4 protein-coding genes and 2 pseudogenes are annotated in these 21936 nt (G+C 72.1%); all 6 read right to left on the reverse strand.

Annotated elements, in window-relative coordinates:
* Nucleotides 1-51 precede the first annotated feature (51 nt).
* Nucleotides 52-879: an FkbM family methyltransferase gene (locus WME85_RS19545; protein WP_437840155.1), complete on the reverse strand. Its 828-nt coding sequence runs from the start codon at nucleotides 877-879 to the stop codon at nucleotides 52-54.
* A 67-nt stretch (nucleotides 880-946) separates the two neighbouring features.
* A complete protein-coding gene (locus WME85_RS19550; RefSeq protein ID WP_437840156.1) occupies nucleotides 947-9415 on the reverse strand; it encodes an amino acid adenylation domain-containing protein in 8469 nt (2822 codons plus the stop codon).
* Nucleotides 9416-9458: 43 nt separating this feature from the next.
* On the reverse strand, nucleotides 9459-14873 hold the full coding sequence (locus tag WME85_RS19555) for an SDR family NAD(P)-dependent oxidoreductase (RefSeq protein WP_437840157.1): 5415 nt from the start codon (nucleotides 14871-14873) through the stop codon (nucleotides 9459-9461).
* Nucleotides 14874-14876: 3 nt separating this feature from the next.
* On the reverse strand, nucleotides 14877-16568 hold the full coding sequence (locus WME85_RS19560) for a phosphopantetheine-binding protein (protein ID WP_437842328.1): 1692 nt from the start codon (nucleotides 16566-16568) through the stop codon (nucleotides 14877-14879).
* Between the two features lie 15 nt (nucleotides 16569-16583).
* Nucleotides 16584-18107: pseudogene (locus WME85_RS19565) on the reverse strand (amino acid adenylation domain-containing protein); the annotation flags it as partial.
* 63 nt (nucleotides 18108-18170) lie between these two features.
* Nucleotides 18171-21704: pseudogene (locus WME85_RS19570) on the reverse strand (AMP-binding protein); the annotation flags it as partial.
* Between the last annotated feature and the right edge of the window lie 232 nt (nucleotides 21705-21936).

Raw genomic sequence — 21936 nt, forward strand, 5'->3', positions numbered from 1 at the left:
CCGGTGAGGGGGGAGGCGTCGAGCGCTCCGAGGCCGGCGCTCCCCCGCACGCTACCGGTACCCCGCCATGGTGATGATCACGTCCTCGGGGCAGATCTGATCGGTCTCCACCTCGAACCCTTGATCGCGCAGCATCCGCCGGACGCGCTCGCCTCTCCCGCCGAAGTCGTGCAGCTCGAGGACGACGGCCCGGATCCTGCCCCAGTCGCCGGGGCGAATGCCTTCCAGCACGTCGATCTCGGCCTTCTCGGCGTCGATCTTGAGCAAGTCGATGTGCCCGATCTGCTCCCGTTCGATGAGATCGGACAGCGTCGTGAGCTCGCATTCCACGCGCTTCATACCGCGCCTCATCCACCACGCATGACAGTCGATGAGCACCGAGTTCACCGCGCGCGGGAGGTGCGTCATGTAGGCCGGCAGATCCGCGTGGTGCTTCTCCCGGATCCGTTCGTCGTAGATGGCCGCGAGCGTGGCCTGCTTGTCGTCGCTCGCCATCATGTCGTACATGCTCGAGATGGCGCTCTGGCGCGGAGCGTAGTGGAACGTCGCGGCGCCCGCGGTGCGACCGAGGCCCGCGCGGTGCAGGCGCACGCGCTCCGATCCGGACGACCCCAGGTTCATCCGGAGGAGCTCGAAGGTCTCGGGGATCGGCTCGAAACAGTGGAGCCGCGCCCGTCCGCCGGTGCGCTTCAGCACCTCGAGCGCGAAGAGGCCGATGTTCGCGCCGACGTCGATCACCGTCACCTCTCCGCCGGCCAGGAGGCTCTGCACGCGAGGCCTGAAGTAGCCCTGCACCTGGAGGTGCAGGGTCCTCGCCATGTCGGGGACGCGATCGTGAACGACCCTCTGGTCAGGCAATTCGATTGCGAACGTCTTCATGTTGGCTCATCCGTATGGGTTGTGTCCGTCCCTCGCGCCGCCGCGCGCACACGAGCGCGGGCTCCGCTCACCGGCACGCGCGCGCGATCGCCATCAAATCGTCGATGACGTCGCCGGCGACCCTCTCCGCGGTCGCTGGCGCATGCACGTTTGCGCTGTAGCGCCACCGGAACATCAGGGCCTCTCCACGGACCAGGACGTGGCACTCGAACAGGTTGAACCGCAGGTTCGTCGCCGCCTCGTCATACCCCGTGGACTCATTCGCCACGCGCAAGATCGAGCCCTGCGCAGGCGGCTCGATGCGCCCCTGGTAGTTGAACAGGATCCCCGGTCGCTTCCGGAGCCGCCCGAGCTCCGCGCTGAGCCGGGCGTCACCGCCGAGGTACCTGAGGAGGTTGTAGCCATGGCCCCCGTTCGGGATGCGATCGATCTGCCGGCTCAGGTCGAGCAGCGCCGCGAGGGGCTCTCGCTGGCTCGGGCGCCGGAGCACGAGCACCCGCTCGGCGCTCAGCCAGCCCACCGTGCGCGACGCGTCGAGCTCCGCGCGGTGGGGCATCAGATCACGCCCCGAGTTCAGGACCATGATGTCCTGCAAGGAGCGGCCCGTCCAGGCGGTCACGCCGCGGAGGACCGCGGCGATGAGCGCGTTCTCCGTGCTCACCCCGAAGCGCGCCGGCAGGTCGCGCAAGATGACCTGGGACTCCTGCTCGGGGAGCGACGCCCAGTGATCGCGGACCGACTCCACGGTATAGAGATGGCGGGTCGCCGGATGGTCCGCCGGGAGGAGGTCGATCTCGTCCCAGGGCAGCGAGAGCCAGTAGTCGCGCTCGTTCGGCAGGATCTCGTCGTTCACCCACCGCTCGAGCGCGCGCGTCCAGCGGCCGGGCGAGGCGCCCCTGGGCGGCAGGCGGGGCGCGGCCGTCGTCGCGAGCTCATCGTAGAGGGATTGCAGGTCGAGCGCGGCGATCATCATCGATAGCCAGTCGACCACGAGGTGGTGCGCGTTGAGCCACAACCGGCCTCGCCCCTGCTCGTCCCACCGGAAGAACACGATCCGGAACAGCCGCCCGCGCTCGAGCTCGTACTCGTCCTGCATGCGATCGCAGTGCCGCTCGAGCTCGGCCCGGCGCTGATCCTCCGGGACCCTCGATAGATCCACGCAGGCGAACGGCGCCTCGGCCCACGGCTCGTCGATCACCTGGCGAAAGCCGCTCGGGGCGCGCTCGAAGCGCGCGCGGAGCGCCTCGTGGCGGTTCACGAGGATCAGCGAAGCGCGCGCGAGCCTGTCGAGATCGAGCGGCGCCACGGCCTCGAGCAGCAGGTTCACGTTCCAGCGCGCCGGGCGGGTGCGCTCGTGAGCCTGCTCCAGATACCAGCGCTGGAGGACGGTGAGCGGTTGCTCCCCGACCTCTCGTTCTACGTCGCCCTCCGCGCGGTCCAGGGAGGCGCACGCGGTCGCCAGGCGCGCGATCGTCTGGTGCTGGAAGAGCTGCCTCGGCGTGATGTCGAGCCCCGCCTCCCGCGCCCGCTCCACCAGCGCGATGCCAAGGAGCGAATCCCCGCCGAGCGCGAAGAAATTGTCGTCCACGCCCACCCGATCCAGCTTGAGGACGCCGGCCCAGAGCGCGGCCATCCGGCGCTCCGCCTCCGACGACGGCGCCCGGTAGGCCGCGCTCGCCCCATGGCGTTGCTGGAGAGCAAGATCGAGGACCGCTCTCCGATCGACCTTGCCGTTGGCCGTCAGAGGCATGCGCTCCAGCGCGACCCACGCGCCGGGCACCATGTACCGCGGCAGCCTCGCGGCGACGACCTCCTCCAGGACGCGCGGCTCGAGCGTCGCGCCCCGTTCAGCCACGTAGCAGGCGACGAGGCGCCTGGCCCCGCTCGGGGTCGACTCCACGCACACAACCGCTTGCCTGACCCCGGGATGCTGCGCCAGCGCGGCTTCGATCTCCCCGAGCTCGATGCGGTTTCCCTGGATCTTCACCTGGAAGTCCTCCCGTCCGATGAGCTCGATGTTCCCGTCCGGGAGGGATCGCCCGAGATCGCCAGTCCAGTAGAGCCGCTCGCCCGTCTCCGGGTGCTCGAGGAAGCGCTCCGCGGTCTGCGCGGGATCCCGATAGTAGCCGCGGGCGAGGCAGATCCCACCGACGTACATGCGGCCGACGACCCAGTCGGGACACGGCTGCATGCGCTCGTCGAGCACGTGGACACGCTGGTTCGGGAGGGGCTTGCCGTAAGGGATGCTCTTCCAGGTCGGGTCCACCTCACCGACGGGATAGAAGATCGACCAGATCGAGGTCTCGGTCGGCCCGCCCGCCCCGATGACCCGGGCCCCCGGACAGGCGCGGCGGATCTGATCGGGCAGGGACACGGGGATCCAGTCGCCGCTCAGGATGACCCAGCGGAGCGAGGGACACGCCCGGGGACCGCCGCCGAGGTGCTCGACGAACATCTGCATCAGCGCGGGCACCGAGTTCCAGACCGTGATCTGGTGGGTCTCGATGAGGTGCCGGAAGTAGGCCGGATCCCGCGCGCCCTCGGGTGAGGGGATGACCAGGGCGCCTCCGGCGCCGAGCAGCCCGAACACGTCGTACACGGAGAGATCGAAGTGAGCGGCCGAGAGCGCGAGGGCGCGATCCGACGGGGAGACCTGGAATCGTTCGTTGATCTCGAGGACCGTGTTCAGCGGGCCGCGGTGATCGAGCGCCACGCCCTTTGGCGTGCCCGTCGAGCCCGACGTGAACAGCACGTAGGCGAGATCGTCCGGCCCCTGGACCGCCGCGATCGGGCTGTCGTCCTCCGACGCGAACGCGCTGTCGTCGTCGACAGCGATCAGGCGCACGGCCTCGGGCCAGGCCAGCGAGGAGGCAAGACGCTCCTGCGTGAGGACGATCTCCACCTGCCCCTGATCCAGGGTCGCGCGGATCCGCTCGACGGGCCACTCCGGATCGACGGGCAGGTACGCCGCCCCCGATTTGAGGGCCGCCAGGATCGCCACGATCTGCGCCCATCCCTTCGCCGCGGCCACCGCGACGAGCGCGTTCGGTCGGGCTCCGAGCGCGCGAAGGCGCCGGGCGAGCGCGCTGCTCCGCCGATCGAGCTCCCCGTAGGTCAACGTCCTCTCGGGGCTGATGACCGCCGGTGCGGAGGGCCGCAGCGCCGCTTGCCGCACGAACCCGCTGTGCAGGAGGTCGCTCGAGACCTCGCGCGTGGTGCCGTTGACGCTGGCGCGGACGGCGCGCTGCCGCTCCGGGAGCTCGATGGTCGCCGCCCTGGTCCAGGACGCGTCGTCCCGAGCGAGGCGGCTCAGGAGCGCCTCGTACGCCTCCAGGAGATCCACCGCGAGGCCTTCAGGGAACAGATCGTCGGCGGCGCTGGAGCTCAGCGCGAAGCCCCCCTCGTCCTGCCGGATCTCGTGCTCGATGCAGGGAGCCTGCGTGTCCTGTCCACCTCGCTCGGACCGGAGGGGCGCGGGGACCTGCAGCCTGACGGCCGTCGCGCCGGGGTGACGCGCGCCTTCGTCCGGCGCTCGCGTCCCGGGCGCGACGAGCGCGATCGCCTCGTCGACGGACCGGGCGAGATCGACGAACGGCGTCTCGCCACCGCGGCTCACCTCGATCCGGCCGCTCCCCGCGCCGATCGAGACGGACAGCGCGCCGTCCGGCGGCTCGCCCGACGCGCCGACCACGACGGCCAGCGGCGACGTGCTCCACGCGGCGACCGCCTGCGCGAAGGCGGCGACGACGGCCGCCCCCGGGCTCACGCCGAGGAGCGCCGCGCGCGCCTCGATACCGCGGATGAGCCCGGCATCGACGCGCCGGGCGCGGCGGACGAGCCGAGGAGGCTCCCCCGCAGGGTCGCTCCGCACGAACGGGAGCGCGGGCGCCGAGAGCGCCCGGCGCGCAGCCGCTGCCGTCGCGGGGCCGAGCGCGTCGCCGCGGAGGAGCGCCGAGACCCTCCTGTCGGGCTCACGCGCCGCCTCGGTGAGGAGGCGCTGGAGGAGCTCGGCATGGCGCGCGATCGTCGCCTCGCGGAACAGCGCCGTGTCGTACTCGATATGACCGCTCAGGGTCGCTCCGTCGTGCTGCATCGACAGGGTGATGTCGTACTGCGATGTCCCGGGATCGAGGTCGATCGGCGTCACCCGCGCCCGCCCCAGCGCGATCGGCGCGGGCACCTTGGGCTGGAAGGCGAACATCACCTGAAACAGCGGAGTCCGGCCGAGGTCTCGCTCCGGCCGAACGGCGTTGACGAGCCGCTCGAAGGGGATGTCCGCGTGCGCGAACACCCGCACCGCCGTGCTGCGCACCCGCGTGAGGAGCTCGCTGAAGGGCGGGTCGTCCCGGAGATCGCCGCGAAAGACAAGAGTGTTGACGAAGCACCCGATGACGCCCTCGAGCTCGCGGTGATCGCGCCCCGCGATCGGCGTCCCGACGAGGAGGTCCTCCTGCCCGCTGAGCCGATGGAGCAGCGCGAGGAACCCGCCCATCAAGACCATGAACGGCGTCACGCCGCGCTCGCGGCCGAGGCCCTCGACGGCCTCCGTCAGCGCTCGCGAGAGGCGGAAGTGGTGCCGCGCCCCCTGATACCGCTTCTCCGCGGGGCGAGGGTGATCCGTCGGGAGATCGAGCGTTTGACTGGCGCCCGCGAGCTCGGCCTTCCAGAACGCGATCTCCTCGCCCCGCGCCGCCTCGTCCCAGCGCCGCCGCTCGTGGACCGCGTAGTCGCCGTGCTGGACCGGGAGCGCTCCCCAGCGCGGGCGCTCGCCCGTCGAGATCGCTTCGTAGGCGGCGGCGAGCTCGCGGACGAAGATCTCGTGCGACCAGCCGTCCGTCACGATGTGGTGCATCGCGAACGCGAACAGGTACCGCTCGTCGTCGATCTGCGCGAGCTCGGCCCGCACCAGGGGACCTCTGGCGAGGTCGAACGGGCGCCCGGCCATCCGCCGCAGCCGCGCGAGCGCCGCCGCCTCGCGCGCGTCCGGAGCGAGCGCCAGGCGCCGGTGATCGATCTCCTCGAAGTCGAGCTGCGCTGACGGCTGGACGATCTGGACGGGAGCCCCGTCCACGACGCGGAACACGGTGCGGAGGGCCTCGTGCCGCTCGATGAGGGCATGGAGCGCGCGCTCGAGGGAGCGCGCGCACAGAGGCCCCGCGATCTCGGCCGCGCCACCGACGTTGTAGGCCCCTGTCCCGGGCGCCAGCCGGTCCAGGAACCAGAGCCGCGTCTGCGCGTACGACAGCGGGATCACCCCGCCCGGGTCGCGGGGGCGCAGCGCCGGACGCGTCGAGGGACGCGCGATCTGCTCGATCCGCCGAGCCAGGTCGGCGAGCGCCGGCGTGTCGAACAGCCACCGGAGCGGCACCTCGACGCCCGCTCGCTCGCGGATGCGGGAGACGACGCGCATCGCGAGCAGCGAGTGGCCCCCGAGCTCGAAGAAACGGTCGGTCCGGTCCGGCGCGCGCCCGAGGAGCTCCTCCCACACGGCGGCCACGAGCCGCTCCGTTTCGGTCGCCGGCGCCTGCCGATCGCGCGCCGGCGCGCGCTCCAGCGCGTCCGGGCCCGGGAGCGCCTTGCGGTCGATCTTGCCGTTCGGTGTCTGCGGCAGCCGGGGCAGCTCGACGAAGCGCGCCGGGAGCATGGCTTCGGGCAAGAACGCGCGCGCGTGCGCCCTGAGCGCGTCGGGGCTCACCCGCTCCGCCGCGGGCACGTAATAGGCAACGAGCACCGACTCGCCCACCGGGTCCCGGTGCGCCGCGCAGACGCACTCCCTGACGCCGGGGTGGCGCGCCAGGGTCGCCTCGATCTCGCCGAGCTCGACGCGGAAGCCGCGGATCTTCACCTGATGATCGATCCGCCCGAGGAACTCGAGCAGCCCGTCCTGCGTGATCCGCGCCAGGTCGCCGGTCCGGTACATCCGCGCGCCCGGCGCCGCCGAGAACGGGTCCTCGACGAACCGCTCCCGGGTCAGGTCGGGCCGGCCATGGTAGCCGCGGGCCAGGCCCGCTCCGCCGATGTACAGCTCCCCGGCCACGCCGATCGGGAGCGGCTCGCGCCGCTCATCCAGGATGTAGATCCGCGTGTTGGCGATCGGGGATCCCAGGGTGATCCTGCCCGGATCGTCGACGCGCACCGCGGCGGACCACACGGTCGTCTCCGTCGGGCCATACAGGTTCCAGAGGCAACCCGCGCGCGCGCTGAGCTCCCGGGCGAGGTCCGGCGGAAGCGCCTCCCCGCCTGCCAGCGCGCGGAGGTGCGGGCTGCCGGTCCACCCCGCCGCGAGCAGGAGACGCCAGGTGCTCGGCGTCGCCTGCATGACCGTCGCTCCCGAGCTCTCCAGCGCTCGCAGGAGCGCGGTGCCGTCCCGCGCCTCGGCGGCGGACACGAGGACCGTCCTTCCGCCGACGCTCAGCGGCAGAAACAGCTCCAGGACGGAGATATCGAACGACGCCGTGGTCACCGACAGCATCACGTCGCCGGCGTCGAGACCGGGCCTGTCCCGCATCGCCTCAAGGAAATTCACGACGCTGCGGTGCTCGACCTGTACGCCTTTGGGGTATCCGGTCGAGCCCGACGTATAGATGATGTAGGCGAGATCCCGGCTGCAGGGCGGAGGCACGAGCGGCTCCTCGGCCAGGCCGGCCGCCGCGGTGAGATCCTCGAAGAACACCGTCCGCTGCGGCTCGCCGGCGGGCGAGCGTCGCAGCGCGCGCTGCGTGAGCAGGAAGGCGGTCCCGAGATCGCGCAGGATATAGGCGATGCGCTCGCCCGGCAGCGCGGGATCCAGGGGCACGTAGGCGCCGCCCGATCTCAGGATCGCGAGCAGCCCGATGACGAGATCGAGCGACCGCTCCATGCAGATCGCCACCGGGACGTCCGGGCCGACGCCCATCGCGCGCAGCCGGCGCGCGAGACAGGCGGAGGCGCGGTCGAGCTCTCCGTAGGTGATCTCGTCATCACCGAACGCGAGCGCGACGCGCTCCGGATGGCGCCGCGCCTGCCGCTCGAAGAGCTCGTGCACACAGAGATCCTCGGGGAAAGGGCGCTCCGTCCGGTTCCATTCCTCGAGGAGTCGCGCGTCGTCCTCGTGTACGACCGGCAGATCGAGCGCGCGCGCGTCGGGGCGCGCGGCCGCCGCGCGCAGGAGCGCCTCATAGCTCCTGAGCATCCGGTCCACCGTCTCGCGGCGGAACAGATCGGTGTCGTACTCCAGATCGAGCCGGATGCCCTGCGGGCGGTCCCAGGCCTCGACGGTCCAGTCGTATTTCGACGTCGTCACCGGCACCTCGACCGGCTCGAGCGTGAGCCCGGTGAAGACCGGCAGATCGGCCGCCGCTGTCTGCAGGATGAACAGGGTCTGGAACAGCGCCGCGTGGGATGTGCTCCTCTCGGGTTGCAGCGCCTCCACGAGCAGCTCGAACGGCAGATCGTCGTGCGCGAAGGCGTCGAGCACGTCGCGCTTCGTCCGGCGGAGAAGCTCGACGAAGCTGGGGTTGTCCGAGAGGTCGGCGCGGAGCGCGAGGTTGTTGACGAACATGCCGGCGAGCGGCTCGATCTCCCGCCGCGTCCGCCCGGCGACGGGCGACCCGACCACGACATCGAGCTTCTGCGTGACGCGACAGAGGAGGGTCTGGTACGCGGCGAGGAGCGTCATGAAGAGGGTGACGCCCTCCCGCTGGCACAGCGCCTTCACCGCCGCGGAGAGCCGGGGTGACAGCGTGAGCGACGCCTTCGCTCCCCGGTGCGCCTGCGCGGCCGGGCGCGGCCGGTCCAGCGGGAGCTCGAGGAGCGCCGGCGCGCCGCGCAGCCGGTCCTTCCAGTGCGCGAGCTCTCGTTGAAGGCGCTCCTGGCTCCACTGGCCTCGCTGCCAGACGGCGTGATCGCCATACCGGACGGGCAGCTCGGGCAGCCGCGGGGCGCGCCCCGCGGCCAGCTCGTTGTAGAGCGCGGCGAGGTCCCGGAGCAGCACGCCCCAGGTCCAGTGATCGCTGGCGATGTGATGCGTCGCCATGAGCAGGACGTGCTCCTGCGCGGTCAGGCGAAAGAGGGCTGCCCGGAGGAGGTCGCCCCGCTCCAGCGCGAAGGGCGCATGGGCGATCTCCGCGCACCGGAGGACGAGCTCGCGCTCGCGGTCCGCCGGCGCCATCGTGGAGAGGTCGGTGACCGCCACGGCGACGCCGGACGCTGGCAGCACCTCCTGATAGGCGTCCTCGGCGTCCTCGCCGAAGCGCGTCCGCAAGATCTCGTGCCGCTCCGCGAGGAGCGAGATCGCCCGCTCGAGCGCCGCCACGTCGAGCGAGCCCCGGAGGCGCGCCGCCCCGTGGAGATTGTATGCAGGGCTGTCGGGCTCGTACCGGTACAGGAACCAGAGCCGCTGCTGCGCGAACGACAGGGGGAACCTCGACTGCGTCCCGGTCCGCTGCGGCCCCGCCGCCGCTCCGCCGCCGGACGGACGTTGTCCCTTCAGCTTCGCGACGAGCGCCTTGAGCTCCTCGGACGACAGGCCCTTGATCCGCTGCTGCAGCTCGCTCAAGTTGACGTTCCTCTCCCGGTTCCGGTTCCGGTGCGTTCGTGGTTCAGGACGGCTCGCCGGGCGCGGCGGCGTCTGTCATCGACTCGAGCATCGCGAGACGCTCGGCGAGAGCGCTCGTGATCTTCTCGGCGAGCCCCGCGACGGTCGCCCCCTCGAACATGTCCTGTTTCGGTAGATCGACGTCGAACGCCTCCTTCACCCGCGAGAGGACCTGGATCGCCAGGAGCGAGTGGCCGCCGAGGCTGAAGAACTCGTCGTGGATGCCGATCGGCCGCCGGCCGAGCAGCTCCTCCCACTGCGAGCACAAGACGCGCTCGATCTCGTCGCGAGGTCGCTCATCGTCGCCGAGGGGCCGCCGCGGACCTGCGGAGGGCTCCAGCCGGGCGCGGCGCTGCTGCTCGGCGAGGGCAGGGAAGTCGCGCGGCGAGACCACGATCTGCTCGGGCCCGGTGAGGGCGAGGATCTGCTCGATGGCCCTCATCCCGTCTTCCGGGGCGATGCCGCGCGACGTCCGCTGCGACGGCGCGGAGAGGGCGGCTCCGGCGCCGCCGTGGACGCGCTGGAGGACGAAGCGGGTCACGTCGGCGATGACCCGCTCTTGCTCGTCGAGCAGGGTCACGTCCGCGGAGAGCACACGGCCAGGCTCGGTCTCCTCTCGGCGCAGGCGAACATGGCTGAACAGCCTCGATGGAGTGGACGCCAGGCAGACCACGCGGCCATACCCCGCGGGGAGATAGACCCCGCGAGGATCGAGCACGGCGGTCAGCGAGGTGGCCACGTCGAGCAGCGCTGGATGCAAGCCGTACACGGACAGGTCCGCCGCGAACTCCGGGCGAAGACGGATGTCGGCGAGGGCCTCGTCCTCCCCGAGATGGAGAGATTCGACGCAGTCCCAGCGAGGTCCCCACCGCAGCAAGCGGCTCGCGTTGACGGCCTCGAAGAGCTGCCGGGCGGCCGCCGGGCGGCAGCGCCGCCGGATCGATTCGACCGGCGCCCGCTCGCGCGCCTCGTCGAGAGCAGGCGTCCAGTAGCCTGACGCGAGCCGCTCCCTGGTCCCGGTGGGGCCCGGAGCGAAGATCGAGAATTCGGTCCGCGTCCCGTTTCGCTCGGTCGCGAGACAGACGTCCTGCGGCGCCCCGTCCTCCACGCGGCAGGGCGCGTGGAAGCGGACCTCGTGCAGCTCCACGGCGCCCACCCCCGAGAGCGTGGCCGCGGCCCGCGCCATCTCGAGCAGGGTCGTGCCGGAGACGAGCCCGGCGTGCTGCGTCCGGTGCTCCACGACAGGCCAGTCGCGCGCCAGGCTGAACCGCTTGTGGAACGCCCGCGGCCCGAGCGTCCCGCCTTCGACCCGGTCGATCAGCGGGTGCGGCCCCCGCGGGGTCGACCTCGGCCCCGGCGGCAACGGCCCCGGCCGGGTGACTCCGGCCCGCGCCGCCATGCCGACCTGCTCCCAGCCGTCCCACGCGACGGCGAAGCTCGGGTGGCCGGTCGCGCTCTGGTGCGCCCCGGCGAAGGCGTCGAGGTACGCATTCGCGGCAGCGTAGTCCGCCTGGCCGATCGCCCCGAGATGGGAGAACGTCGACGAGAACAGCACCAGAAAGGGCTGCTCCCGCTCCTGGCCGAGCTGGTCGGCGAGGTTCCGTGTCCCGGTGGTCTTCGGCGACAGCACCTGGCAGATCTCCTCGTTCGTCCGCGCCTGGAGCGGTCCGGCGCCCGGGACCCCGGCGCCGTGGAAGACCCCGTCGACGCGCCCGAAACGGGCCCTCGCCTCGGCGAACGCGCGCGCCACGTCCCGCGGCTCGGCCACGTCCCCGGCGGCGACGAGGAGCTCTGTCCCCTGCGCCTCCATCCGCTCCAGCGCCTCGAGGATCTCGGCGACCGCGGCCAGCGCCTCGTCGCGCTCCCGGTAGCTCGACCACTCCGATCGCGGCGGGAGCGGCGTTCTCCCCATCAGCACGAGCTTCGCCGACCAGGTGCGCGCGAGGTGCTCGGCGAGACGCAGCCCGATCCCACCGAAGGCGCCCGTGATCAGGTAGACGCCCCCTCGCCGCAAGCGCGACGACTCCGCCGCTGGCGACGGAGGAGAGATCGCCTCGAACGCCGGAACCCAGCGCTGTTGTGCGCGCAGGAGCACGAGGTCGTGCTCCGGCGCGCCCGCGAGCTCCCGGAAGACGGACCGCGCCCACGGCGCGTTCGTCTCCCCGTCCCGCGGCAGGAGCACATCGACGACGCGACAGCGGACGCCGGCGAGCTCGTTGCCCAGGCTGCGGCAAAGGCCGATGAGCGCGGCGTGGTCCGGCGAAGGGGTGGTCTCGCCGGCGATCGCGTGGGCTCCCCGGGTCACGACCGCGAGCTCGATCTCGGCCCCTGGCGGCGCGGCGCCGAGGCTCCGCGAAACGGCGCACACGCTGAGCAAGCCCCGCCGCAGGCTCTCTTCAGCGCTCTTGCCCGGCTCCCCCAGCGCGCTCCACAGGTGGACGATGCGCCGGGGGAAGGTGCCTTGGCCGTCGAGGGTCGAGAGCAGCGCCCGGAAGTCCTCCTCGCTGTCGGGGCGCAGGACGAACGCGAAGGCCCCCGACGCGGCGAACGCCGGCCCAGGGCGGGCCGTGATCACGCGAGCGCCCGAGTCGCGGACGTGCGCTTCCAGCGCGCCCGCGCTCTCGCCTGCGTCGGTGAGGAGCAGCCACGGCGCCTCGTCCGCTGGCCGGGAACCCGAGGCGGCTTCGTGGAGACGAGACCAGCGGAGCCGGAACAGCCGCGCACCGCCGGCGTCCTCCGCGCCCTCGGGAGCCGTCGTCTCCTCCGCGCTCATGGGCGGCTCCGATACGCCGTCCTCGACCGCGTGGCGCCTCCGCTCGAAGGGGTAGGTAGGCAAGGGGACCCGGCGCGCCCGGGCGTCCGGGAACACCGCTTGCCAGCGCAGGTCGGCGCCGCGCGCCCACAGCTCGCCGGCCGCCTCGAGCAGCACGCGCCGGCCCTTCGCGGCGTCGCCAGGCCCGGGCAGCAGCGGAATGGCGGCGCTCTCCGCGTTCCCTCCGAGCCCCGCGCGCACGAGCGAGCACAAGGTCGAGCCGGGCCCGACCTCCACGAAGAGGTGCGGTCCTCCGCCCTCGAGCACCGCCTTGACCCCGTCTCCGAAGCGGACCGCGCGCCGCAGGTGGTCAGCCCAGTACTGGGCGCTTCGCGCCATCGCGGCCGTCATCCAACCGCCGGTGACGTTGGAGAGGACGGGTATCCGGGGTTCGCGCAGCGTGATCCCCGCCATGGCCCTGCGGAACTCGTCCAGGATCGGCTCGGTCGCGGCGGAGTGGAAGGCGTGGGAGGTCTGGAGCCGGCGTCCCTTGATCCCGCGCGCGCCGAGCTGCGCCTCGTATCTCGCGACGGCCGCCTCGGCGCCGGAGACGACGCACAGCTCGGGCGCGTTCACCGCGGCGAGCGACAGCTCCGCCGGCAGGCTCTCGAGCAGCGCCCCCTCGGACAGCGGCACCGCGAGCATCGCCCCGCGCGGCAGCGACTGCATCAACCTCGCGCGCACCGCGACCGCCCGGAGTCCGTCCTCGAGCGAGAACACCCCCGCGACGCAGGCCGCGACGAGCTCGCCGACGCTGTGCCCGAGGAGCGCCGCGGGGCGCGCTCCCCACGACTCGAGCAGCCGCGCCGCGGCGTACTCGACGACGAACAACGCCGGCTGGGCGACCTCCGTCTCCCGGAGCTCGTCGGCCGGGCCGTTGAACAGCAGCGCTCGCAGGTCGCGGCCAAGGAGCGGCCGGAGCCTCTCGGCGCACTCATCCACCGTCTCCCGGACGACGGCGTGCTCCTCGTACAGCGACCGGCCCATTCCGGGGTGCTGGCTCCCCTGTCCGGTGAACAGCATCACCACGCCGGCGGCGCCCCGCTGCGCCACGCGCCCTGGCCCGGGCTTGCGCAGCCGCGCGACGGCGTCGGCCGACGAGGACGCGACGACGAAATCGCGGTGCCAGAACCGCCGCCTCCCCTCGAGCAGCGTGAACGCCGCGTCGCGCAAGGAGATCTCCGGGCGCCCCTCGAGGTGCTCCGCGAGGCGCGATCGCACCTGCGCCAGGGCCGCCTCGCTCCGGGCCGACAGCACCAGGATCTCGCTCTCTCCCGCGGGGGTCGGCTGGTAGGCGGGACCTTCCTGGAGGACCGCGTGTACGTTCGCCCCCCCGATGCCGAACGAGCTCACGCCGGCTCGCCGAGGGCCGTTGTCCCTCGGCCAGGCGCGGAGCTCCGTGTTCACGTGAAAAGGGGAGCTGTCGAAGTCGATCTCCGCGTTGGGTCGCCGGTAGTGGAGCGTGGCCGGGATCTGCGCGTGCCGGAGCGCCAGCACCGTCTTGATGAGCCCGACGATGCCGGCCGCCGTGTTCGAGTGGCCCACGTTCCCTTTCACCGAGCCGAGGGCGCACCGGCGGAGCGGGGCGGAAGCGCGCCGGAAGGCTTGCTCCAGGGCGCGGACCTCGATGGGGTCGCCCAGCGATGTGCCGGTCCCGTGCGCCTCGACGTAATCGATGGTGTCCGGCCGGACGCCGGCCACCTCGTGCGCCATCACGATCACCGAGGCCTGCCCGTCGACGCTCGGGGCGGTGTACCCGACCTTGGCGGCGCCGTCGTTGTTCGTCGCGGACCCGAGGACGATCGCGTGGATGAAGTCGCCCTGCTCGATCGCGTCCTCGAGCCGCTTGAGCACGACGACCCCGACCGCATCGCCGAACACAGTGCCCGCGGCGTCGGCGTCGAAAGGACGGCAGTGACCGTCGGGAGAGCACGGCCCGCCCTTCTCGTAGAAGTACCCGCGCCGCTCCGGGAACATCACCGACGCCGCGCCCGCGATCGCCATGTCGCACTCGACGGCGCGCAGGCTCTGGCATGCCTGATGGACCGCCGCGAGCCCGGTCGAGCAGGCCGTCTGGACGCTGATGCTCGGGCCCTTGAGGTTGAGCTTGTACGCGACGCGCGTGGTCAGATAGTCCTTGTCGCTCGCGATCAGGAGCTGCATCGCCTCGGATGACTCGAACTTCTGGAGCAGCGCGCGGTGGTGCGAATGAAGATACGAGTTCATCATGGCGCCGGCGAAGACGCCGATCCAGCCAGGGTACCGCTCGGCGTCGTACCCTGCGCCCTCGAGCGCCTCGTACGCGCACTCGAGGAACAGCCGCTGCTGCGGATCGATCCACTGCGCCTCCCGCTCGCTGTATCCGAAGAAGTCGGCGTCGAACCACTCCGGCCTGTCGAGGCAAGGTCGTGCCTTGACGTAGCCCGGGTCCCTCACCAGGGCGCGAGGGACCCCGGCGGCGAGCAGCTCCTCTTCCGTGAAGCGGGTGATGGACTCCCTGCCGTCGCGCAGGTTCCTCCAGAACGCCTCCGGATCGTTCGCCTGCGGGAATCGCCCGCTCAGCCCGATGATCGCGATGGCGTCGCCCAGATCTCCGAGGTCCTGCATCGTTCAATCCTCCGGCTCGTCCCGGCGCGAGGCCTGTTCCGGCGCGAACGACGCGAGCGCGCGCCGCTCCAGACCTCGCTCGCGCTGCCGCCGGGCGCGCGCGGCGATGGCGTTGAACCGGCCGCTCTCCGCCGCGACCGGCGCGGCCTCGCCCTCCGCGGCATCCTCGCCTTTCGCCGAGGCGGTCGAGCTCACCCCGAGGGTCCTCAGGTAGGCCGCCTGTTGAGACACCGTCGGATGCTCGAACAGGTTGATCAACGACACATCCCTTCCGAAGCGCTCGCGGATGTGCCGCGCCATGCTGACGAGCAGGAGCGAGTCGCCCCCGAGGTCGAAGAAGTTGTCGTCGTGTCCGACCTGCAGTCGCTTGAGCACCTCGGCCCAGATCTGGGCGATGGCGCTCTCCAGCCCGTCTCCCGCGACGGCGGCGGTCCTCGCCTGATCCAGCGCCACGGGTTGCGGCGTTCGCCCCGGGATCGAGCGCCGCGCGGGCGGCTCCTGGCCAGGGTGCTCGTCGGCTTCCCCCCTGGCCGGGAGCTCCGCGGCGGGCCTCGTCCAGGCCTGCTCCGCGCGCGGCGGCGCGTCCTCCAGGACCGCTCGCCGCGCGCCCCCCGCCGAGCCAGGGAGCCTGTCGACGACCACCACGCTGACGGGCTGCTCCGTCCAGCGCTCCGCGATGTACGACGAGAGCGCTCGCGCGAGCCGATCGCGCAGCCGCTCCGGCCTCGCCAGGGCGGGGCCCTGCGACCACGCAGCGCGGCTCGCGGCATCGACCATGGCCCCCAGCGCCGCCGACTCGCGGGCCAGCGCCTCGACGGTGGTGTCCGAGGCCGAGATGGCCCCCCCGACGAGGCCGTGGAGGTACTCGTACCGCGGGCCGACCTGGAAGAGGTGGGCGACCTGCGCGAAGTCGAATCCGCCCGTCTGACAGAGACCGATCTGGTGGTCCGGCGCCGTCGACTCGAGCAGATGGGCGAGGATGCCGGCCTCCATGAGGCACAGATCCCGCGCCCGGCTGCCGTACACCGGCTCGATCGCGCCGAGGTCCGCCACGAGATAGACGCTGAAGGCCGAGCTGTCGAACGCCTGCCCGTTGGGGCCTCCGTGGACCGAGCGATCGATGTGCGCGCCGAGCTGGATCGTGACCAGCTGCTCACGCTCCGGGTGAAAGTAGTATGTGCCGCCGGGGACCCGCTCGATGCGATCCCGCTTCACATACAGGTACGCGTGCACCGGATACAGGTTGCCCGCCGAGGAGTAGAGCTGCTTGGCGAGCGGATAGCCTGGCAGCCTCACCGGAGACAGCTGCCGCAGGAAGTGCGCCAGGCGTTCGAAGGCGATGGGCTCGCTCCCGAACTGGCGATAGCTGCGCCGCCGCGCGAACGCCGAGAGCTCCTCGTCCGTGCGCGCGCGGGCGAGCAGCGGGATGGCAGCCCCGGAGAGATCGTCGCGCTGCGCCGGCTTGCTCAGCTTGTACTTCAGCCGCGCGATCGGATCCTGCAGCAAGGATAAGGTCGAGTCCGCCGCGCCCTCCCGGGCCGTCACGTACGCGACCAGCCCGGCTCGCTCGCCGGCCGCGCGCTCCACCCTCGCTGCCTCGACGCTCGGGTGCTCGCGGAGCAGCTCCTCGAGTCCGGGCGCGAGCGCCGGATCGGCCGCGACGCCCGGCGGAGGCTCGCCGGGTGGCGCCTCCACGCCGGACTCGCGCCCCGGATCGCGGAGGGCGCTGCGATCGACCTTGCCGTTGCTGGTGAGGGGGAGGCGGGGCAGCTCCACGAAGGCGCTCGGCACCATGTAGTCCGGGAGCTTCGAGGCGATGAACGCCCGCAGCGCGGGGGTCTCGAGCGCCCTGCCCGGGGCCGGGACGACATGGGCGATCAGCCGCTTTCCACCGCTCGCCGTGCTCCCCACCGAGACGGCGGCGCTCGCCACGCCGGGGTGCTGGAGCAGCGCGGCCTCGATCTCCTCGAGCTCGATCCTGTGCCCTTGCACCTTCACCTGGAAGTCCTCGCGTCCCAGGAACTCGATGTTCCCGTCCGGCAGCCAGCGTCCCAGGTCGCCGGTCCAGTACAGTCGCTCGCCGGTCTCCGGGTGCGTCACGAAGCGCTCGCGCGTCCTCTCCTCGTCGCGCCAGTACCCGCGCGCGAGGCCCGTGCCGCCGATGTAGAGGCGCCCGGACACCCCGTCGGGACACGGCTCCATCGCCCGGTCGAGCACGTAGAACCGCTGGTTCGCGAGCGGCTTGCCGTAAGGGATGCTCTTCCAGCTCGGCTCCACGTGGGTGATCGGGTAGGCGATGGACCAGATCGACGCCTCCGTCGCCCCGCCGAGGCTCAGCACCGACGCGCCCGGGAACGTCTCACGGATGCGATCGGGCAGGGTCACGGGGATCCAGTCCCCGCTGAGGAGCGCGGCGCGCAGGGGCGCGGGGGCGCCCGAGCGGCGCGCCCGGTGCTCGACGAGCATCTGCATGAGCGCCGGGACGGTGTTCCAGAGCGTCACGCCGTGCCGGGACATCAGCTCCTCCCAGTGGCCGGGATCGCGCAGCCGGGCCGGCTCGGGCAGCACCACGGCGCCCCCCGCCGCCCACAGGCCGAAGAGGTCGTAGACCGACAGATCGAAGGCGAGCGACGAGAGCGACAGGACGCGATCGGAGGCATTCACGCCGAGGCGCGCGTTCACGTCCGCGATGGTGTTCACGGCGCCGAGGTGGTCAATCGCCACTCCCTTCGGCCTTCCCGTCGAGCCCGAGGTGAAGATGACGTAGGCCAGGTCGTCAGCCCGCTGAACGGCCTCGAGGGGCGACTCGTCCTCTGACGGTCCGCCCGGCGCGTCCAGGGGCACGACGATCGTCCCCGCGGGCCACCGGGCCGGCTCCGCGAACCGCGCCTGGGTGAGGACGATCCGCGCCGCGGCCTGCTCGAGGATTCCCCAGATCCGCTCTCGGGGCCAGGTCGGATCCACGGGCACGTAGGCAGCCCCGGACTTGAGGATGCCGAGCGTCCCGAGCGCCTGCGCCACGCCCTTCTCGCAGGCGACGGCGACGAGGGTATTGGGGCGCGCGCCGCGGGCCCGCAAGGCTCGGCCGAGGGCGCTGCTCCGCCGGTCGAGCTCCCCGTAGGTGATGCTCCCCTCGGGCGCGATCACCGCGGGCGACTCGCCGCGGGCCGCCGCGCTCCGGAGGAACGCCGCGTGGAGCAGCTCGTCCGGCGCGGCCCGCTGCGTCCGGTTCACCTCGGCGCGCGCCGCCTGCTGCGAGATCGGGAGCGCGACCCTCGCCCGCTGGAACGCCTCGTCGCCCCGCGCCAGCCGCGCGAGCAGATCGAGATAGGACTCGAGCATCGCTGCGACCATCCCCTCGGGGAAGAGCCCCTCGACGACATCCCAGGAGAACGCGAGGTCGCCCTGGTCCTCGGTCACCTGATGATCGAGCCACACCTGCGGCGTCTGGGTGACCATGAAGACCTCCTTGCCGAGCCAGGAGAACAGCGATTGCGGCTCGGCCCCTCCCTGGCCGAGCAGGCTGGTGAACACCACGGGGACGCTCGGCGCGCGCAGCTGGCGGAGCGCCGGGATCGCCCCCGCGCGCCGGTGCTCGATCGCCCTCCAGATCTGGTCCTGGGTGGCGCGGGCCAGCTCGGCGACCCCCCGGTGCCGGCCCACGTCGAAGCCCAGGAGCACCACCGTGGTGAAGTCGCCGACGATCTCCGAGACGTCCTCGTGCAGCGGCGGACGCTCGAACGACGTCAGCGTGAGCGAGAACTCCGGGCGGGCGCTCCACCTCCCGAGCACCTGGGCGAACGCCGCGAGGACGACGGCCGAAGGCGTGAGGCGGCTCGACTTCGCCCGGCTCTTCAGCGATTCCCACGCGGACCGGTCGAGGCGCCCCTCGTGCCGCACGAACCGGGGGGGCGTGACGTCTCGAGGCTTCCTGGCGAGCGGCAGGTCGGGCGCGGGGGGGAGGCTCGCCACGCGTTCGCGCCAGTACGAGAGCGAGCGCTCGTACTCCGGTGTCTGTCGATGGCGCTCCGCATCGACGATGCAGTCCCGGAAGGTCACGCCGAGCGGCGGGAGCTCGATCTCCGGTTGCTCGTAGAAGCGCTCCAGATCGCGCGAGACGATCCCGCAGCTCCAGGCGTCGAGCGCGAGGAGATCCAGGTTGATGTGCACGCGGCGCCGGCCGTCTGGAAGGAGCGACACGGCGACGTCAAACAGGGGCCATTCCGTGGGCGTGAACACGCGGTGGGACAGCCGATGACGGATGTCATCGAGCGCCCGGTCGGCGTCGGCCGGCGTCATCGCGCGGAGGTCCCAGACCTTCGGCTCGAAGCGGGGCACCGTCCGCTGCGCTCGCTGGAGCCCGTCTTCGGTGAACACGGACCGGAGCATCCCGTGCCGGGCGATGACCCGATTCCACGCTCGCTCGAAGCGCTCGAGATCCAGTCCGTCGCACTCCCGCTCGAGGTAGCCGTGACAGCCGACGCCCCCGAGGTCGAAGGCGCTCTCGCGCCCGACCAGGTACGCCCGTTGAACGTCGGTCTGGGCGAAGGGGGCCTCCGGGTCGTCGTCGCCTGGGCTGACGAGGGGGGCCTCGCCCTCGCGGCCGCCCGGCGGCGACGGCTCGGCGATCAGGCGCAGAAGCTCGGTCAACGTCATTCCCTCGATCAAACTCACCGGCGAGATCTGCCTGCCGCTGAGCCTGGCGATGCGCTCCGCGAGCTGGATCGCCTTGACCGACTCGAGCCCGACCTCGACGAGCGGCACGTCCCAGCGCAGCTGCGCGGCGTCCAGCTGAAGGATCTCTCCCACGAGCGCCTCGAGGCGCGCGGTACAGCCCGACTCGCTGGGCTGCGCGCCGGCCGCCACGGCGGCCCCGTCCTGCGCCGCGGCGGCCCCGTCCTGCGCCGCGGCGGCCCCGTCCTGCGCCGCGGCGGCCCCGTCCTGCGCCGCGGCGGCCCCGTCCTGCGCCGCGGCCGCGCCGGGCGCTCCATCGCGCGTCGGCGCGCCGTGGAACACGCCGAGGGGCTCCAGCTCACCGCGCAAGAAAGCCGCCTTGCACGCCCTTCGCTGCACTTTCCCGCTCGTGGTCTTGGGGAGGCGGCGCGGGGGGAGGAGCACGACCGCGTGCACGGGCAGCCCGAACTGCTGCGCCACGGCGCGCCGCGCGGCGCGCGCGAGCGCCTCGAGGTCGAGCCCGCGCTGCCCGCGCTTGATCTCCTGGCAGACGACGATCGCCTCCGGATCCTCGACAGGGAGGCTCACCCCGTCCTCGAGGCCCACCGAGAAGGCTGCTCCCCCGTCGGGGGCAAAGGCCTCGTGGGCGGAGCACACCGCGAGCTCGATGTCCTGCGGATAGTAATTGCGTCCCCGGACGATGATGACGTCCTTGAGCCGTCCTGTGATGAACAGCTCCCCGTCCTGCAAGAACCCGAGATCGCCGGTCCGCAGGAAGCGCAGGTCGCCCGCCCCGCGCAGCCGCGCGCCGAACGAGGCGCGGGTGGCCTCCGGGTTCTGCCAGTAGCCGCTCACGACCGCGCTGCTCTCGACCCACACCTCGCCTATCTGCAGATCCGGGGCGGGCTCTCCGCTGGCTGGATCGACGATCGCGACGCGCGTGTCGGCCAGGGGTCGGCCGCAGCTCACGAGCTCCTGCGCGTCGGTCTCCGCGGCGGAGCGGGCGCGCACCCGCCCCTCTTGCAGCGCCGTGGAGCTCACCTTGACGACGCGCGGCGGGCGCCTCGGCGAGACGCTGACCCCCAGCGTCGCCTCTGCCAGGCCATAGGAGGGTCGCAGCGCGTCGGGCCGGAATCCGCTCGGCGCGAAGGCCGCGAGGAAGCGCGCGAGGGTCCCCACGCGGACGGGCTCGGCCCCGTTGATCACCGTCTTCCACGCGGACAGATCGAGCCGGGCGCGCTGCTCGGCGGTCGAGCTCGTCACGCAGAGATCGAAGGCGAAGTTCGGAGCAGCGCTATGGTGGCCGCGGTGGCGCGACAGCGCCTCGAGCCAGCGCATGGGCCGGAAGATGAACGACGCCGGAGGCATGCTGTAGCATCTGCCGCCCACGAAGAGCGGCAGCATGATCCCGTGGATCAGCCCCAGATCGTGAAAGTGGGGCAGCCAGCTGACGAAGGTGTCGCCGCCCTCGATCCCGAACCCGTCGGCGAGCATGCGGCAGTTCTGCAGGACGTTGCGATGGCTGACCATCACGCCCTTGGGGCTGGAGGTCGAGCCGGAGGTATATTGGAGGTACGCGACGTCATCGGGCGCGCCAGGCGCGCCGTCGGCACGCCCGGCGTCGGTGCGCTCGGCGGCGGTGCCCGAGGAGCACTCTTCCAGCTTGTAAATGGGCAGCGTGTGAATGGGCAGCGTGTGAATGGTCAACCCGGAGCGCGAGGTCGATGCGCTCCTCTCCCGCGGCATGGGTCGCGAGGTGAGCGCGCACGCAGGAGCACAGTCGGCCGTGATGGCGTCGAACCGAGACTCCGCCTGATTCGGTCGCGGAAGGGAGGTGGGGACGGCCACCATGTCCGCTAACAGGCAGCCGAAGAACGCCTCGATGAAATCGAGCCCAGGGGCGAACAGGAGGAGGACGCGGCTCCTCGGAGGATAGTGTTTCCGGAGGAAGGCGGCGATCGTTCGAGCGCGGGCGTGTAGCGCGGCGAACGAGAGCGCCGCCGTCTCCTCCTCGCCTTCGTGAGAATGAATGTACGCAGGCGCGTCGCCGAGCTCCTCCGCGCGGCGAGCGAGCAGCTCGGGCAGCGATGTCATGGCGCTCCGAGATTCAAACGAGTGATCCTGTGCGGAACTGGGCGCATGTCGGGCAAATGTCATACCAGCTGTCACGAACAGTTCCTTTCGATGCAAGCACGCAAGACCACCAGCGTGGGCACAGGCACTTCACCCATCGAAGCGATGCGTGTCGCCCGCAGCGAATCGGAGGCTTCGCGGGAGACTCAGGGGGGCGCAAACGGTCGAGACGATCCGCCGGGCTCCGGGCTCGCTCCGCTGCGAGCCCGAGAGGGTCGTGGGGTACGGGGAACGCTCAAGCCATGGGCGCATGGTC

The organism is Sorangium sp. So ce1153, from assembly GCF_051521595.1.
Lineage (GTDB): Bacteria > Myxococcota_A > Polyangia > Polyangiales > Polyangiaceae > Sorangium.